We start from the raw sequence: 17314 nt of genomic DNA, 5'->3' as shown, positions 1-17314 counted from the left end.
GGGGTCAGCTCTCCGTGGTGGTGTCGAGGGCGGCGGCGAGCGCCGCGACCGTGGGGTGCCGCAGGGCGGTGGCCGGGTCGAGGGCGAGCCCGGCCCGCCGGGCGGCGGACAGCATGGGCAGGACGAGCAGCGAGTCGCCGCCCAGGTCGCGGAAGTGGTCGTGGACGCCCACCCGGTCGAGGCCGAGGACCTCCCGCCACACCTCCACGAGCAGGCGCTCGGTGGCAGTGCGGGGGGCCGTGTACGGGCCGGTGGCGGCCGTCGTGGCGCGGTCGGCGCCGTCGTCATGAGGATCGGCCCGGCGGTCGTACTTGCCGCCCGCCGTCAGGGGCAGCGCGGCCGTGATCCGGTAGGAGGCGGGCACGTGCGCGGCGGGCAGCAGGCCGCGCAGCCGCTCGCGCAGCGCGTCGGCCGTCGGCGGGGCCGTCCCGTCCGCGACGGGTACGACCCAGGCGGTGAGCCGGTGGCCGCCCGAGGCGTCGGGGACGCCGGCGACGAGCGCCTCGCGCACCCGGGGGTCGGCGGTGAGCGCCGCCTCCACCTCGGCGGGCTCCACGCGGTGGCCCCGGACCTTGAGCTGGCGGTCGGCGCGCCCGGCGAACTCGAGCTCCCCGCCGGGCAGGACGCGGGCGAGGTCCCCGGTGCGGTACAGCCGGGACCCGGGCGGGCCGCAGGGGTCGGGCACGAAGCGCGCGGCCGTCTCGCCGGGCCGTCCGGCGTAGCCCCGGGCCAGGCCGGGCCCGCCGAGGTGGACCTCGCCGACGACGCCGTCGGGCACCGGGGCCAGGTTCTCGTCCAGGATCCGCACCACGGTGCCCGGCAGGGGCGTCCCGAGCGGCACGAGCGGCCGTCCGGACGGACCGCTCACGCGGTGCGCGGTCGCGGCCACCGTCGCCTCGGTCGGCCCGTACTCGGCGGCGAGCGCCATGCCCCCGCCGGCCGCCGCGACGCGCGCGGCGACCCGCTCCGCGAGGGCGGCGGGGTAGGCGTCGCCCGCGCAGACCAGCAGGCCGGCCAGGCGGGCGAGCCGCTCGTCGTCGAGCTGCTCGGCGAGCAGGGACAGATGGCCGGGCGTCATGCCCACGAAGGCGTAGGGCGCCCCGGCGGACAGCAGTCCGCCGAGCTCCTCCGGCCCGAACCGCTGGGGCAGCAGCCGCACCGGCTGTCCGTTGAGCAGCGGGGCGAACAGGGCGGGCACGCCGAGGTCGGCGTCGATCGCGGTGAAGAAGGGCGCGCCGCCGGTCCGGTCGCCGAGGTAGGTGCGGACCGCCCAGCTCAGGTAGTGGGCGAGGGCCCGGTGGCCGACCGCGACGCCCTTGGGGGTGCCGGTGGATCCGGAGGTGTGGAGGACGTACGCGAGCCGGTCGGGGTCGGCCGTGCGCGGGGGCGGCCCGGCGGGGGACGACGGGTCCTCGTCCGGGGCGTCCACGACGAGCGCGAGTTCGGCGGGGACGCGCTGGGCGTGGGCCTCCTCGGTGACGACGAGCCGGCAGCCCGCGCCGGTGAACACCGCGCGCGCCCGGGCGTCCGGCGCGCACGGGTCGCAGGGCACGTAGGCCGCGCCCGCCTTCCAGACGGCGAGCAGGGCCACGACCAGGTCCGGCCCCCGGTCGAGGAGCACCCCGACGGGCGTCTCCGGCCCGGCGCCCCGCTCCCGCAGCCGCCAGGCCAGCCGGTCGGCGCGGGCGTCGAGCTCGGCGTACGTCACCCGGTGCGGGCCCGCGACGAGCGCGGTGGCGTCGGGCACGCGGGCGGCCCGCGCCTCGAACGCGGCGAGGGTGTCGGTGACGTGGGGGGTGTCGGCGGCTGCCGGGGGCAGCGCGGCGCCGTGCTCACCCGCCTCCGGGTAGCCGCCCCGCGCGTCGCCGTCCGGGCCGTTCGCGGCCATGTCGGCCAGTACCGCGAGGTAGAGCCGGGAGAGCCGGGCGGCGCGGTCGCGGCGCAGGGTGCGGGTGTCCGAGGCGATGGTGAGGTGGCCGCGCAGCGGGGTGCCGACGACGACGGGGAACTCGTTGGGGCTGTCGTCCCGGCTGGCGGCGGTGTCGACGAGACCGGTGTCCACCTGGTGGAAGTCCAGGTAGTGGAAGAGCACGTCGACGAGGTGGTGCTCCCCGCCGGGGCGGCGCATCGCGGGCATCGGGAAGCGCCGGTGCGGCCACAGCGAGACCTCGGCGGCGAAGACCTCCCGGGCCAGTTCGCCCCAGGTGCGGGCGCCGCGCGTGTACGGGAACGGCACCGAGTTGAGGTACATGCCGGAGACCCGCTCCGCGCCGCGCACCTCGGGCCGGGCGTCGGCCACCATGCCGCCCCGGAAGGCGTGCTGCCGGGTGAGCAGGGAGAGGACCTTGCTGTGGGCGGCGTGCAGGACGCTCTTGTAGGGCACGCCGGTGGCGCTGGCCAGGGCCCGCAGGCCGGGCTCCAGGTCCGTCAGCGGCATGTCGACGCGGTACCGCTCGGCGGGCCCGTCCGGGTCGCCCGCCCACGCGGCGGGGATGCGGAACTTCTCGTGGCGGTCGATGAGGTCGTGCCAGTGGGCGCGGTCCTCGGTGCCGGCGAGGGAGCGGAGTTCGGCCGCGATGAAGTCGGCGTAGCGGACGGCGGGCGCGGGCGGGGCCGGTTCGGGCTCCTTGCCGTCGCGCAGCCGCTCGTAGGCGCGGAGGAGCTCCATCAGCTGGTTGTGGTAGCTCCAGCCCTCGATGACCGGGTGGCATTCGGTGATGGACAGCCACCAGCCGTCGTCGTCGAGCACGTGGGTGGCCATCCGCATCAGCGGGGCCTTCGCGACGTCGAAGAGCCGCTCGCGGTCGCGGTCGGCGTAGGCGACGAGCTCCGGCCAGCGCAGTTCCGGCGGCAGGTGGCGGAGGTCCTCGTGCCGGCAGGGCATCGAGGCGCTCGCGTGGACGATCTGGAGGGGCCGGGTGCCGTCGGCGAGCGGGAAGGAGGTGCGCATCACCTCGTGCCGGGCGACGACGAGGTCGGCGGCGGCGCGGAAGGCGGCGGGGTCGAAGGGTCGGCTGTCGCGGATCCGGAAGGAGGTGACGTTGTGGTACCGGTTGTGGCCGCTGTCGCCGTACATCTCGACGAACATGCCCGCCTGGGTGCGGGAGAGCGGGTAGGCGTCGACGGCGTCGGCGGGCAGCGCGGCCCGCTCCTCGTCGGTGAGCATCGCGAACGGGGCGACGGGCCGGACGCCCTCGGTCTCGGCCACCGCGCCCTCGCCCAGCGCCCGGCAGAGCCGGGCCACGGTGCGGTGCTCGAAGATGTCGCGCACCGCCACCGGCCGGCCGGCCTCGCGGAGCGCGCCCGCGAGGGCCACGGCCCGCAGGGAGTCGCCGCCGAGGTCGAAGAAGTTGTCGTGGACGCCGACCCGTTCCAGGCCGAGGACCTCGGACCAGACGGCCGCCATGGCGCGCTCGGCGTCGTCGCGGGGGGCGACGTGCTCGCCGACGGCGGTGGCCTCGCGCTCCGGGGCGGGCAGGGCCTTGCGGTCGAGCTTGCCGTTGGCGGTCAGCGGAAGGGCGTCGAGGGTGACGAAGGCGGAGGGGACCATGTACTCGGGCAGCAGCTCGCCCAGGCGTTCGCGCAGGGCGGCCGGGGCGGGCAGGGCGGCGCCGGGCGCGGGCACGAGGTAGGCGACCAGGCGCTTGTCGCCGGGGGTGTCCTCGCGGACGAGGGCGACGGCCTCGGCGACGGCCGGGTCCCCGGTCAGGGCGGTCTCGATCTCGCCGGGCTCGATCCGGTAGCCGCGCAGCTTGACCTGGTGGTCGGCGCGGGAGACGAAGTCGAGGTTGCCGTCGGGCAGGACGCGCGCGAGGTCCCCCGTGCGGTACAGCCGGGAGCCGGGCGGCCCGTAGGGGTCGGGCAGGAACCGTTCGGCGGTCAGGGCCGCCCGGCCCGCGTAGCCGCGTGCCAGGCCCACGCCGCCGACGCACACCTCGCCGACGGCCCCGATGGGCACGGGCCGCAGCTCCTCGTCGAGGACGCGCATGGTGGTGTGGGGGATGGCCCGGCCGATGGAGACGAGCTCGGTGTCCGGCGGGCCGTCCAGGAAGTACGCGGAGTTGCCGACGGTGATCTCGGTGGGCCCGTACTCGGCGGCGAGCCGCGCGCCGGCGGGCGTGGCGTGCTGGAGCCAGCGTTCGGCCAGCCGGTTGGTGAAGGAGTCCCCGGCGGCGATCACCAGGCCGGCCAGGCCGGCGATCTCCTCGCCGGTCAACTGCTGGGACAGCAGGTCGAGATGGCCGGGGGTGAGTTTGACGAAGGCGTAGGGGGCGCCCTCGGTCAGCAGCTTCCCGAGGTCGTCGATCTCGAAGTCCTGGTCGAGCAGATGGACGGGCTGCCCGGTCATCAGCGGGGTGTAGAGGTCGGGCATGCCCAGGTCGAAGGCGACGGAGGAGAACAGCGGGGCGCCGCCCGCGCCCGCCGTGGCGTAGGCGTCGGCGGTCCAGCCCAGGTAGTTCGCCAGGCCCCGGTGGGTGATGAGGACGCCCTTGGGGCGGCCGGTGGAGCCGGAGGTGTAGATGACGTAGGCGAGGTGGTCGATGTCGTACCCGCCGGGCGGCGGGGCCGGGGGGCCGGCCGGGCAGGCGTCGAGCGCCGCCCGCTCGGCGGGCTCGTCGAGGACGACGAGGCGTGCCGTGGCGCCGGTGAAGCGGCCGGTGTGTCGCCGCTCGGTGACGACGAGCCGGGTGGCGGTGTCGGCGAGCATGAACGCCAGCCGCTCGTCCGGGTATCCGGGGTCGAGCGGCACATAGGCGGCGCCCGCCCGCCAGATGCCCAGCAGGGTGGCGACCAGCTCCGGGCCCCGGTCGAGGAGGACGCCCACGGTGTCCTCGGGCCCGGCGCCGAGCTCGCGCAGCCGGTGGGCCACGCGGTCGGCCGTCGCGTCGAGCTCCCGGTAGGCGATCCGCCGGCCGCCGTGGACGACGGCGGTCGCGTCGGGCGTGGCGGCGGCCTGCCGGGCGATGGTCTCGTGGACGGGCCGCAGCGCTTCGAGGTCGAGCGGCGCGCTCGTGCCCAGGGGCTCCCGGGGGCCGTCGAGCAGCAGGGCGCGTTCGGCCGCGTCGAAGATCTCCAGGCCGGAGAGGCGGGTGCCGGGGGCGTCGGCGACAGCCGCCAGCAGCCGGGTGTACTGCCCGGTCAGCCTGCGGGCGGTCGCCGGGTCGAAGAGCGCGGTGGCGTACTCGAGCGAGCCGTCGATGCCGCCGTCGGGCCGCTCCTCCAGGTGGACGGTGAGGTCGAAGCGGGCCGTGCGGGTGGGCACGGCGACGGGGGTCGCGGTGACGCCCGGCAGGTCGAGGGGGTCGGCGTCGTCCGCCCGCACCAGGTCGAACATCACCTGGAAGACGGGCGTGGCGGACAGGTCGCGCTCGGGCTCCAGCGCGTCGGCGAGCCGGTCGAAGGGCGCGGACCGGTGGTCGAAGGCGGCGAGGACCGTGTCGCGGTTCCGCTCCAGCAGCCGGTCGAAGCCGGGGTCGCCCTCCCACCGGGCGCGCAGCGCCAGGCTGTTGTACGCGTAGCCCGCCATGCCGGCGAGCTCGGGGCGGGTGCGCGCGGACACGGCGGTGCCGACGGCGATGTCCCGGGTGCCGGTGTGGCGGGAGAGCAGCGCCTGGAAGGCGGTGAGCAGCACGATGAACGGGGACGCGCCGTGCCGCTCGGCGAGCTCGCGCAGCCGCGCGGCGACGGGGGCGGGCACGGTGAACGGCTCGGCGGCGCCCTCCCAGGAGCGGACGGCCGGGCGCGGGCGGTCGGTGGGCAGGCCGAGGGGGGCCAGCCCGGCCAGTTCGCACCGCCACCAGTCGAGGTCGCCGCGCACGTCGGGGCCGTCCTGCCGGTCGCCCAGCCAGGCGGCGTAGTCGGCGTACTGCGTGGGTTCGGGGGCGAGCGCGGGCGGGCGGCCCGCCACGCGCGCGCGGTGGAGCTCGGACAGCTCGGTGAGCAGCAGGGCGCGGGTGGGGGCGTCGCAGGCGATGTGGTGGAGGACGACGACGAGGAGGTGGTCGTCGGCGGCGAAGCGGACCAGCCGCACCCGCAGCGGCGCCCGCGTCGCCAGGTCGAAGGGGACCTGTGCCTGCTCGTCGGCGAACCGGGCGGCCTCCGCGTCGCGTTCGGCGTCGGTGAGCCCGTCGTGCGCGCGCAGGGCGAAGTCCACCGGGGCGGGGGCGTCGACGATCTGGCGCGGCTCGGTGCCGTCGAGGACGTAGCGGGTGCGGAGGATCTCGTGGCGGGCGGCGAGCGCGTCGAAGGCGGCGCGCAGGGCGTCCGCGTCGAGCGGGCCGCGCAGCCGGTGGGCCAGCGGCAGCAGGTAGTCGGGGGCGTCCGGGTCGAGCTGGTGGAGGAACCACAGCTGGCGCTGGCCGGGGGACAGGGCGAGCGGGGTGTCGCGGGGGACCCGCCGGAGGCCGTCCCGGCGGGCGCGGGGCGCTGCGCCGGCCAGGCGGCGGCGCAGCAGTTCCGCGCGCAGCGCGTCGGCCGAGACGTCCTGTCGGGGAGTCGGTGCGGGGTCGGTCACGGGTGGTACTCCCTGTGGGCGGCGGCCAGTTCGGCATCGGTCAAGGACGCGATCTCGGCGCGTACGGCCTCTTCGACGGCCTCGGCGAGCCCGGCGACGGTGGGCCGGTCGAAGAGGGCGCGCAGCGGCAGCTTGATGTCGTATTCCTCGTGGAGGAGGGCGATGACGCGGGCGGCCCGGACGGAGTCCCCGCCCAGCCGGAAGAACCGGTGGTGGGCGCCGACGCGCGGGGCGCGCCCGTCCGGCCCGGTGAGCACCTCGCGCCAGATCCGGGCGATGCCCTCCTGGAGCGGGCCCTCGGGCGGGGTGTACGGCTCGTCGTCGGCCGCGGCGGTGAGGTCGGGGGCGGGCAGCGCGGCGAGGTCGACCTTGTGGTGCCGGGTCAGCGGCAGGGCGGCGAGGGGGACGACGAGGGTGGGCAGCATGTGGTCGGGCAGCAACCGGGCGCAGTGGGCCAGCAGTTCGCCGGTGGGCGGGAGTTCGCCTCCGGCGGGCACGCAGTAGGCGACGAGCCGGGCGTCGTCGCCGGTGCCGTGGGCGACGACCACGGCCTCGCCCACGGCGGGGTGCTCGGCCAGGACGGCCCGCACCTCGCCGGTCTCGACGCGCCGGCCCCGGATCCGCACCTGGCCGTCGGCGCGCCCGGTGAACAGCAGGGTCCCGTCGGGCAGGACGCGGGCCAGGTCGCCGGTGCGGTAGAGCCGGGCGCCGGGCGGGCCGTAGGGGTCGGGCAGGAAGCGCTCGGCCGTGCGGGCCGGTGCGCCGGTGTAGCCGCGGGCCAGTGCCGTGCCGCCGATGTACAGCTCGCCGGTGGCGCCCGGGGGGACGGGCCGCAGCAGCGCGTCGAGGACGTGCGCGGCGGCGTGCGCGTACGGGCGGCCGATGGGCACGACGGTGGCGGTGTCGGGGATCTCCCAGCGGGTGGCGGCGATGGTGGTCTCGGTGAGGCCGTACTCGTTGACGAACCGCTTGAGCCGGGAGGCGAGTTCGCGCGCGAGGTCGGGCGGGCAGGGTTCGCCGCCGGTCTGGCCGATGAGCCGCCGCCGGCCGAGCCCGTGGTCGAGGAGCATCCGCCACTGCGGGAAGACGGCCTGGAGGTGGGTGACGCCCGTGCGGTCGATCAGGTCGAGGAGCGCGGCCGGGTCGGCCGTCTCGTGGTCGCGGACGAGGACCACGCGGCCGCCCGTGACCAGGGGCATCACCAGCTCGGTGAAGGAGATGTCGAAGGTGGCCGGGGCGAGGGCGAGCCAGGCGTCGTCCGGTCCGCGCCCGAAGTCCAGGTGGTCGCGGGAGGCGCGCAGCAGGCGCAGCAGGGCGCGGTGCTCGACGGCGACGCCCTTGGGGCGTCCGGTGGAGCCGGAGGTGTAGATGACGTAGGCGAGCCGGGCGGGGTCGTGCCCGGCGGCCGGCGGCTCGTACGGCGCGGGGTCCGGCAGCGCGGGGTCGTCGACGGCGAGGACGGGCCCGGCGTGGCGGGCGGCGAGGCGGCGGGCGCCGGCGGTGTCGGTGACGAGCACCCGGGCGGCCGAGTCGGCCAGCGCGTGGGCGAGGCGCTCGTCGGGGGCCTCCGCGTCCAGGGGGACGTAGGCGGCGCCGGCCCGCCAGACGCCCAGCAGACAGGCGACGAGGTCGGGGGTGCGGGGGAGGAGGACGGCGACCGTGGTCTCCGGGCCCGCGCCCAGGGCGGCCAGGTGCCGGGCGAACCGGTCGGCGCGGTCCTTCAGTCGGGCGTACGTCCACTGTTCGTCGCCGCAGACGACGGCGACGGCCTCGGGGCGGCGCCGCGCGGTCTCCTCGAACGCGGCGTGGACACAGCCGTCGGGCTCGTCCCACGCCGCCGGGTCGGCCGCGCCGAGCGCCAGCAGCCGCTCGCGTTCGGCGGCGGGCAGTGCCTCGGCCTCGGCCAGGGGCGCGGCCGGGTCGGTGACGAAGGAGGTGAGGAGCTCGACCCAGCAGGCGGCGAGGCGTTCGACGGTGGCCGGGTCGTACAGGGCGGTGGCGTACTCGGCCATGCCGAGGAGGCTGCCGTCGGCCCGGCGGTGGACGACGAACGTGAGGTCGGTGCGGGCGGAGCGCCAGGCGTCGCGGAAGGCGTCGAGGTCGCCGGGGGGCAGGGCGGTGCCGGTGCGTCCTTCCTCGTGGAAGTCGAACATCACCTGGTAGAGCGGGGTGCGGGACAGGTCGCGGCCGGGCAGCAGCTCGCGCACCAGGTGGTCGAAGGGCAGTTCCTGGTGGGCGAGGGCGTCCAGCACGGCGTCGCGGACGGCGGCGAGCGCGGCGCGCACGTCCCGGCCGGTGTCGAGGTGGCCGCGCAGGACGAGCGTGTTGAGGAAGTAGCCCGCCACGTCGGCGGATTCGGGCCGGTGGCGGCCCGCGACGGGCATGCCGACGACGATGTCGTCCCGGCCGGTCAGCCGCCCGAGCAGGGTGAGGAACGCGGTGAGCAGCGTCTGGTGGAGGTTCGCCCCGGCGGACGCGCCGAGGTCGGCGACGCGCTGGGCGAGCTCGGCGGGGACGGTGAAGGTGTGGAGGGCGCCCCGCCCGTCGCGCACCTGCGGCCGGGGCCGGTCCGTGGGCGGCTCCAGGGGCTCGGCGTCCTTCAACACGTCGCGCCAGTAGGCGAGTTCGCGGTCGAGGGTGTCCGCGTCGAGGCGCCGGCGCTGCCAGGCGGCGTGGTCGGCGTACTGGACGGGGAGCTCCGGCAGCCGGGGCGCGCCACCGGTGTGGGCGGCCTCGCCCAGGGCGCGGACGTCGCGCTCCAGGACGACCGAGGTCCAGCCGTCGCAGGCGATGTGGTGGACGCCCAGCAGCAGGACCTGTCCGCCGTCGGGCGTCCGCAGCAGCAGCGCCCGCCACACCGGCCCGTGCTCCAGGTCGAAGCCGTGCGCGAGCTCGTCGGCGGCCAGCGCGCGGACGGCCGTGTCGTCGGCGGCCTCGGCGGTGCGGAGCCCGACGGGCGGGCCGGGCCGCTCCACGATCTGGACGGGTCCGTCGCCGCGCGCCTCGTAGCGGGTGCGCAGGATCTCGTGGCGCTCCTGGAGCCCGGTGAGGGCGGTGCGCACGGTGTCCTCGGACCAGTCGCCGGGCAGCCGGATCCACAGCAGCTCGGCCCACTCGGGGCTGCCGGGCCGCAGCTGCTCCAGCAGCCACAGCCCGCGCTGGCCGTACGACAGGGGCAGGGCCCCGTCGCGGGGCACGGGCACGACGGCGTCCTCGGTGTTCTCCTCGACGCTCCCCTCGCCGAGGAGGGCGGCCTGGGCCTCGGCCGTGGTGGCCGTGAACAGGGCGCGCAGGCCGATCCGCCGTCCCGTGCGGTCGGCGAGCCGCCCGGCGAGCTGGGTGAGCAGCAGGGAGGAGCCGCCGCGCTGGAAGAAGTCGTCGTGGACGCCGACGGTCGCGGCGGGCACGCCGAGGACGTCCGCCCAGGCACCGGCCACGGCGTGCTCGGCGGCGGTGCGGGGGGCGAGGTGCGGCGGGCCGTCGGCGCGGCCCGCGTCCGGGGTGGGCAGGGCGGCCCGGTCGGTCTTGCCGCTGGCGGTCCGGGGGAAGGCGGCGACGGTCGTGAACAGGGCCGGGACCATGGGGTCCGGCAGGGTGCGGCGCAGGAAGGCGCGCAGCTCGTGCGGGGCGGGCGCGACACCGGCCGGCTGCACCCAGGCCACGAGCCGGGTGCCGCCCCGGCCGTCCGGGGCCGCGCCGACGACGGCGGCGGCCACGGCGGGGTGGGCGCCGAGGGCGGCCTCGACCTCGCCGGGCTCGATACGGACGCCGTTGACCTTGATCTGCTGGTCGATCCGGCCCAGGTACGCGAGGACACCGGCGTCGGTCCACCGCACGAGGTCGCCGGTGCGGTAGAGCCGGGCGCCGGGCGGGCCGTCGGGGTCGGGGACGAAGCGCTCGGCCGTCAGGCCGGGGCGGCCGAGGTAGCCGGCGGCGACCCCGGCCCCGCCCGCGTACAACTCGCCTTCCGCGCCCGGGGGGACGGGCCGGCCGTGGGGGTCCAGGACCAGCGCGCGCATGCCGCCGATGGGCCGGCCGATGGGCACGGGCCCGGCGGTCTGGGCGGGGTCGAAGCGGTGCTCGGTGATGTCCACCGAGCACTCGGTGGGGCCGTAGGTGTTCCAGATCTCCACGTGCGGAACGCGCGCGAGCACCTGGTGGCAGAGCTCCGCGTGGAGGGGCTCGCCCGCGCTGAAGACGAGCCGCAGGGCGTCGCAGCCGGCCCAGCCGGCGGCGGTCACCAGGGAGCGCAGCACCGAGGGCACGGCCTGGAGGACGGTGACCCGGCCCGTGGCGGCCGCGGCCAGCATCGCCGCCGGGTCGCGCTCGGCGCCGTGCGGGGCGAGGACGACCGTGCCGCCGCTGATCAGCGGGGCGAAGAGTTCCAGTCCGGCCGCGTCGAAGCCGATGGTGGTCTTCTGCAGGATCCGGTCGGCCGGGCCGAGCCCGTGCCGTTCGGCGAGCCAGCGCACCCGGTTGGCGATGCCGGCGTGCGGGACGACGACGCCCTTGGGGCGGCCGGTGGAGCCGGAGGTGTGGAGCACGTACGCCGGACGCCGCGCGGCCTCCGCCGGGTCGCCGGGCACCTCGGGAGCGGTCTCGTCCTGCCCCTGGTGCTCCCCGGGCTCGTCGAGGACCAGCACCCGGGCGGTGGTGCCGGTGGGGAGGGACGGTACGGCGGCGCGCTCGGTGAGCACGATCGGGGCGCCGGTGTCGGCGAGGGCCCAGGAGAGCCGTTCGGCGGGGTGGTCCGGGTCCAGGGGTACGTACGCGGCGCCCGCCTTCCACACCGCCAGCAGGGCGGTGACCAGGTCGTCGCCCCGCCGCAGGCACACTCCGACGAAGGCGTGCGGGCCGGCGCCCAGCGCCACCAGCCGGTGCGCCAGCCGGTTGGCACTCCGCTCCAGCGCCCGGTAGGTGAGGGTGGTCCCGCCGGCCTGGACGGCGTCGACCGCGATCGCGTCCGGCGTCGCCGCGGCCCGCGCGGCGATCAGCTCGGGCAGCGGCCGGAAGGAGTCCGGTGCGGCGGGCGGGGTCCGGTCGTTCACGGATGCTCCTTCGCGGGGGCGCCTGGTCGGCGGCGGGTGGGGAGGAACCGGCGGCGGCTCAGCCGGCGGCCGCCTCCGCCATGCGGAGGCGCAGGCTCAGCGGGCGCATGTCGGTCCACACCGCGTCGACGCGCGCCAGGCACTCCTGGCGGGTGCCCTCGGTCCCCTCCGCGCGCCAGCCGTCCGGCAGCGGCCGGTCGGCCCACCAGATCGAGTACTGTTCCTCGTCGTTGAGGACCACGCGGTAGCGGTGGTCCGGGGTGCTGTTCGGCTCGTCCATGGCCTGCTAGCCGTTCACGATGCGCCGGACGGTCGCCGTGAACTCGGCGGTCGTGCCGTCGCGTTCGGCGATCCCGGCGATGTGCTCGGCGACCTCGTGGAACGTGCGTCCGTCGAAGCCTTCCAGCTCCTCCAGCACCTTCATGCCGAGCTCGTTCTCCAGGTCGAGCAGGACCTGCACCATGGAGAAGGAGTCGAGGTCGCCCAGCTCCTTGGGCTCGGGGACGTCCGGCTGCTCCGCGCAGATGGTGACGGCCGTGCGGCGGATCACCTCGGTGAATTCCTCGACGATCGACGGGTTGTCGCCGGTTCCGGTCTCATTGTCCAGCATAACTTTTCGCCAACGCTCCTCGGACAGGGCGGCGCAATCAGTCCGCCGTGGTGGGGACCGACCGTAGTCAGCGGTTTCCGGCGAGGGCAATGGCGGGCGCCGGAAACGGTGTTGCCGCATTCCCGGCGTCCCGCCGGCGAGACACCGCCGGGCCGCTCGTTCCGCCCGCCGCATTGCCCCCGGCATTCCGGGGCGGGTACGAATTCAGGGATTCATGGCGGGTAATCGGCCTGCGCGCCACCACAGTCGAAGGGGCAGGTGACAATGCTTTTCCCGCACACCGGGACCGGTCGTGTCGAATTGCGGCCGGCGGGCGCCGGGGACGCGGCGGCGGCCTATGGGATCCTCTTCCGGCTGGGCACCGCCGGGCTGCCCGTGCTGGACTCCTACGCGAAGACCTTCGGGCAGGGCCTCTCGGCCTGCTTCCTCGTCCACCGCGTGGACACCGGCGAGGTCGTCGGCCTGAGCACGCTCTCGGCCCCCACCCCGGCCGGCCACATGCGCCTGGAGGTCCATCTCGCCGGTGACGCGGGCGAGTTCAGCGGCGACGTCCACGCGCTGACCGTCAATTTCGCCTTCGCGATGTGGCGGGTACGGAAGGTGTACATTCACCGGACCTCGCCGGACACCACCGGCATCGGCTTCGGCGCGGAGCACGCCTCCCTCCTCCGGCCCGAGGCCGTCCTGCCCGACCACACCTATTTCCACGGCCGGCTGTGGGACGTCCACGTCCTCGCCGTCCACCGTACGGACTGGAACACCCACGGTGTGGAACTCCTCGAGCAGATCGTCTGAACCCATTCCTGTCCTGACAGCAATCCAGTTGGAGGTGCCGCGATGACCCAGCACGTATGGGGATACTTGCCGGAGTACGAGAAGGAACGCGCGGACATTCTCGACGCGGTGGACACGGTGTTCGGCTCGGGCCAGCTGGTGCTCGGCAAGAGCGTCCGCTCGTTCGAGGAGGAGTTCGCCGCGTACAACGGCGTGGGGCACTGCGTCGGCGTCGACAACGGCACGAACGCCATCGTGCTCGGCCTGCGCGCCCTCGGGATCGGGCCGGGCGACGAGGTGATCACGGTCTCCAACACGGCCGCGCCCACCGTCATCGCGATCAACGCCGTGGGCGCCGTCCCGGTGTTCGTCGACATCGACCCCGACACCTACCTGATGGACGTCGGCCAGGTCGCCGCCGCCATCACCCCGCGCACCCGCTGCCTGCTGCCGGTGCACCTCTACGGCCAGTGCGTCGACATGGCCCCGCTGAAGGCGCTGGCCGCCGAGCACGGCCTGGTCGTCCTGGAGGACTGCGCGCAGGCCCACGGCGCCCGGCACCACGGCCGGATCGCCGGCTCGATGGGCGACGCCGCCGCGTTCTCCTTCTACCCGACCAAGGTGCTGGGCGCCTACGGCGACGGCGGCGCGACGGTCAGCGACGACCCGGCCGTCGACGCCCGGCTGCGCCGGCTGCGCTTCTACGGCATGGAGGACCGCTACTACGTCGTCGAGACCCCGGGGTACAACAGCCGGCTCGACGAGGTGCAGGCGGAGATCCTCCGCCGCAAGCTGACCCGCCTCGACGGCTACATCGAGCGCCGCCGCGCCATCGCGGCCCGCTACGCCGAGGCGTTCGCGGGCACCGGCATCGTCACGCCGAAGCTCGCGCCGGGCAACGACCACGTGTACTACGTCTACGTGGTGCGCCACCCGCGCCGCGACGAGCTGATCGAGGCCCTCAAGGCCCACGACATCCACCTGAACATCAGCTACCCCTGGCCGGTGCACGAGCAGGAGGGCTTCGCCCACCTCGGCTACGCCCCGGACGACCTGCCGGTGACCAGCCGGGTCGCCAAGGAGATCTTCTCGCTGCCCATGTACGCCTCCCTGTCCGACGCGGAGCAGGAGCGGGTCATCGAGAAGGTGCTCGACGTGGCGGGAAGGCTCTGAGCGCGGTGGGCGACTGGTCGGCCGGCGGCCGGGGACTGATGTCCACCGAGGAGTTCCACGGCTGGTGGGCCGGGCGCCTGGCGGCCGGCGGGTTCTCGGTGGAACGCATCCCCTTCTCCGGCCTGGACGCGTGGGCGTTCGACGAACGGACGGGCAACCTGGGGCACGAGAGCGGCCGGTTCTTCACCGTCGAGGGCCTGCGGGTCCTGGAGGGCGGGACGGACGTCTGGTCGCAGCCGGTCATCAACCAGCCCGAGATCGGCATCCTGGGCATCGTCGTCAAGGAGTTCGACGGCGTCCTCCACTGCCTGATGCAGGCGAAGATGGAGCCGGGCAACGTCAACACGCTCCAGCTGTCGCCCACGGTCCAGGCGACCCGCAGCAACTACACCCAAGTGCACCGGGGTCACACCACCCGCTACCTGGAGTACTTCACCGGGCCGGAGCGCGGCCAGGTGCTGGTCGACGTCCTCCAGTCGGAGCAGGGCGCCTGGTTCTGGCGCAAGCGCAACCGCAACATGGTCGTGCTCGCCACCGGCGACGTGCCCCTCCACGAGGACTTCTGCTGGCTCACCCTGGCCCAGCTCCGCGAGCTGACCTCGGTCGACAACCTGCTCAACATGGACGCCCGGACCGTGCTGTCCTGCATGCCCTTCGGGCTGCCCGACGAGGACGAGGACCCGACCGGGGACGCCTTCCGCGACGCGCTCGTCCGCTCCTACCAGTACCGGCACCAGCCGGAACGCGGGCGCGGACCCGGCACGGCGGGCGGCATCCTCAGCTGGTTCACCGAGGCCAAGACGCGGTGCGACTGGAACGCCCGGCTCGTGCCCATGGCCGACGTCGCCGGCTGGGGCCGGGACGACTGGGAGATCTCCGACCGCGCGGGCGAGCAGTTCCGCGTCATCGCGGTCGAGGTCGCGGCCGGCACCCGGGAGGTCACCCGCTGGACGCAGCCGCTGCTCCAGCCGCGCGGCGAGGGCCGGGCGGTGTTCGTCGCCCGGGCCATCGACGGCGTGCTCCACCTGCTGGTGCGGGCCCGGCCCGAGTACGGGCTGCTGGACCAGGTGGAGATGGCCCCGACCGTCCACCTCCACCCGGGCCGGGGGATCGAGGACGTGCGCGAGCCCTTCCTGCGCGACGCGCTGCGGCCCGGCGGCGGTACGACGCGCTACGACCACGTCCTCTCCGAGGAGGGCGGCCGCTTCCACCACGCGCTCACGCGCTACCAGATCGTCGAGGTGGACGAGGGCTTCCCCGTGGACGTGCCCCCGCAGCTGTGCTGGATGACCGCCCGGCAGCTGACCGATCTGCTGCGCCACGGTCACTACCTCAACATCGAGGCCCGCTCCCTGCTCACCTGCCTCCACAGCCTGTGCTGAACGGCCCCGCCGGGCCCGCGACCCGGCGCCGGGCGGCGGGTGCTCCGTACGCGTTGAGAATTCCGAGGCTGGTGGGAAATGTTTGAAGCCGCGAATGTCACCGAGATGTCCATCCCGGGGGCCTACCGCATCGTCCCCGGCAAACTGCCGGACCGCAGGGGTCACTTCTTCGAGGCGTTCCGCTCGGAGACCCTCTCGGAGATCATCGGCTACCCGTTCGTCGTCGGGCAGGCGAACTACTCCTCCAGCCGCCGCAACACCATGCGCGGCATCCACAGCACCGCGCTGCCGCCGGGCCAGGCCAAGCTGGTCACCTGTGTGCGCGGCGCGGTCCTCGACGTCGCGGTGGACCTGCGGGTGGGCTCGCCCACCTTCGGGCAGTACGACGTGACCCCCCAGGACGAGGAGTCCGGCACGGCGGTCTACCTGGCCGACGGGATCGGCCACGCCTTCCTGACCCTCACCGACGACGCGTGCATGAACTACCTCTGCTCCGAGCCGTACATCCCCGGCACGATGATCGAGGTCGACCCGCTGGACCCCGACATCGGCATTCCCTGGAACCTCACCGAGCCGCCGGTCATGTCGGACAAGGACGCCGGGGCGCCCACGCTGAGCGAGGCGGTGGCCCGCGGGATGCTCCCCACCTACGAGGAGTGCCTCGCCCACTACGCGGCGCTGCGCGAGGGCCCGTCCCGGGGCTGAGCCCCGCCCGGCCGGCCCGCCGCCCGGTCACCGTTTCTACCGCCCCATGCCGATCGGAGTTCTTCCACATGTTCAACTGCACCGGCGACAGACTGCGCATCGGGATCATGGGCTGTGCGGACATCGCCTGGCGGCGGACCCTCCCGGCGCTGGAGGACGACCCGGCCGTGGAGATCGCGGCGATCGCGAGCCGCGGCGCGGCCACCGCGCGGCGATTCACCGACCGGTTCGGCGGCGTCCCCCTGGAGGGGTACGACGCACTCCTGGACGTCGACGGCCTCGACGCCGTCTACATCCCGCTGCCGGGACTGATGCACGCCGAGTGGGTCACCCGGTCGCTGGAGGCGGGCAAGCACGTCCTCGTCGAGAAGCCGCTGACGGCCGGGGCGGCGGAGACGCGCCGGGTCGTGGCGTACGCGCGCGAGCGCGGGCTGGTGCTGCTGGAGAACTACATGTTCCTCTACCACTCGCAGCACGCGGCGGTGCGCAACGCGCTGGACGACGGCGCCATCGGCGAACTGCGCGGCTTCTCCAGCGCGTTCACCATCCCGCCGAAGCCCGCCGGCGACATCCGCTACCAGCGGGACGTGGGCGGCGGCGCCTTCCTGGACTTCGGCGGCTACCCCGTGCGCGCCGCGCAGTACTTCCTCGGCGGCGACCTGCGGGTCGTCGGCGCGGTGTTCCGGCGAGACCGGGAGCACGACGTGGTGATGTCTGGCAGCGTGCTGCTCGCCACGCCCGAGGGGATCCCGGCCCGGCTGACCTTCGGCATGGAGCACTCCTACCGCAACACCTACGCGCTCTCCGGCGCCACCGGCCGGATGCTGCTGGACCGGGCCTTCACCCCGCCCGAGACCCACCGGCCCGTGCTCCGCGTCGAACGGCAGGACCACGCGGAGGAGATCACCCTGGCCGCCGACCACCAGTTCGCCAATGTGATCGCGACGTTCACGGCCGCCGTGCGCGGCGAGCGCGACGTCACCCCGCAGCAGGAGGGCAGCCTGCGCCAGGCCGAGCTGATCGAGGAGATCCGCCGGGCCGCCCTCGTGGTGGACGTCTGAGCGGGCCCGGGGACGTGCCGAAGGGGCCGGGCGGACCGAACGCGGTC

At 75.4% G+C, this 17314-nt stretch carries 9 protein-coding genes; 5 read left to right on the top strand and 4 right to left on the bottom strand.

What is annotated here, in order from left to right; all coding sequences use genetic code 11:
* Positions 1-4 precede the first annotated feature (4 nt).
* From ACX9I7_RS24895 to ACX9I7_RS24880, 4 genes are read right to left on the bottom strand one after another with little or no spacing between them, the layout of a single operon-like run.
* Entirely contained in the window at positions 5-6514 is a 6510-nt protein-coding gene (locus ACX9I7_RS24895; protein WP_459388557.1) for an amino acid adenylation domain-containing protein, read from the bottom strand.
* Positions 6511-11562, bottom strand: a complete 5052-nt coding sequence (locus ACX9I7_RS24890; protein WP_459388556.1) for an amino acid adenylation domain-containing protein — start codon at positions 11560-11562, stop codon at positions 6511-6513. Before ACX9I7_RS24890 ends, ACX9I7_RS24895 begins: the two co-directional genes overlap by 4 nt.
* A gap of 58 nt (positions 11563-11620) precedes the next feature.
* On the bottom strand, positions 11621-11842 hold the full coding sequence (locus tag ACX9I7_RS24885) for an MbtH family protein (protein ID WP_459388555.1): 222 nt from the start codon (positions 11840-11842) through the stop codon (positions 11621-11623).
* 6 nt (positions 11843-11848) lie between these two features.
* The gene (locus tag ACX9I7_RS24880; RefSeq protein ID WP_387573300.1) at positions 11849-12172 is read right to left on the bottom strand and encodes a hypothetical protein; all 324 of its coding nucleotides are present in this window, start codon (positions 12170-12172) and stop codon (positions 11849-11851) included.
* Positions 12173-12436: 264 nt separating this feature from the next.
* On the opposite strand from ACX9I7_RS24880, the gene ACX9I7_RS24875 reads away from it, so the two are divergent.
* From ACX9I7_RS24875 to ACX9I7_RS24855, 5 genes are all read left to right on the top strand, one after another.
* Positions 12437-12967: a GNAT family N-acetyltransferase gene (locus ACX9I7_RS24875; protein WP_189456099.1), complete on the top strand. Its 531-nt coding sequence runs from the start codon at positions 12437-12439 to the stop codon at positions 12965-12967.
* A gap of 42 nt (positions 12968-13009) precedes the next feature.
* Positions 13010-14119, top strand: coding sequence for a DegT/DnrJ/EryC1/StrS family aminotransferase (locus ACX9I7_RS24870; protein ID WP_459388554.1), 1110 nt, complete (start codon positions 13010-13012; stop codon positions 14117-14119).
* Positions 14120-14124: 5 nt separating this feature from the next.
* Complete coding sequence (locus ACX9I7_RS24865; protein ID WP_459388553.1) at positions 14125-15501, top strand: NDP-hexose 2,3-dehydratase family protein; 1377 nt, start codon at positions 14125-14127, stop codon at positions 15499-15501.
* Between the two features lie 105 nt (positions 15502-15606).
* The gene (locus tag ACX9I7_RS24860; RefSeq protein WP_189456189.1) at positions 15607-16206 is read left to right on the top strand and encodes a dTDP-4-dehydrorhamnose 3,5-epimerase family protein; all 600 of its coding nucleotides are present in this window, start codon (positions 15607-15609) and stop codon (positions 16204-16206) included.
* 68 nt (positions 16207-16274) lie between these two features.
* A complete protein-coding gene (locus ACX9I7_RS24855) occupies positions 16275-17267 on the top strand; it encodes a Gfo/Idh/MocA family protein (RefSeq protein WP_387573315.1) in 993 nt (330 codons plus the stop codon).
* The last annotated feature ends 47 nt before the right edge of the window (positions 17268-17314 follow it).

The sequence above is a fragment of the Streptomyces sp. L500 genome (genome assembly GCF_054551825.1).
This window is presented reverse-complemented; position numbering and strand designations above follow the sequence as displayed.

Coding starts and splice junctions, on each gene's coding strand:
- ACX9I7_RS24885 (WP_459388555.1), bottom strand. CDS start 11,842: ATGGACGAGCCGAACAGCACCCCGGACCACCGCTACCGCGTGGTCCTC.
- ACX9I7_RS24880 (WP_387573300.1), bottom strand. CDS start 12,172: ATGCTGGACAATGAGACCGGAACCGGCGACAACCCGTCGATCGTCGAG.
- ACX9I7_RS24875 (WP_189456099.1), top strand. CDS start 12,437: ATGCTTTTCCCGCACACCGGGACCGGTCGTGTCGAATTGCGGCCGGCG.
- ACX9I7_RS24870 (WP_459388554.1), top strand. CDS start 13,010: ATGACCCAGCACGTATGGGGATACTTGCCGGAGTACGAGAAGGAACGC.
- ACX9I7_RS24860 (WP_189456189.1), top strand. CDS start 15,607: ATGTCCATCCCGGGGGCCTACCGCATCGTCCCCGGCAAACTGCCGGAC.
- ACX9I7_RS24855 (WP_387573315.1), top strand. CDS start 16,275: ATGTTCAACTGCACCGGCGACAGACTGCGCATCGGGATCATGGGCTGT.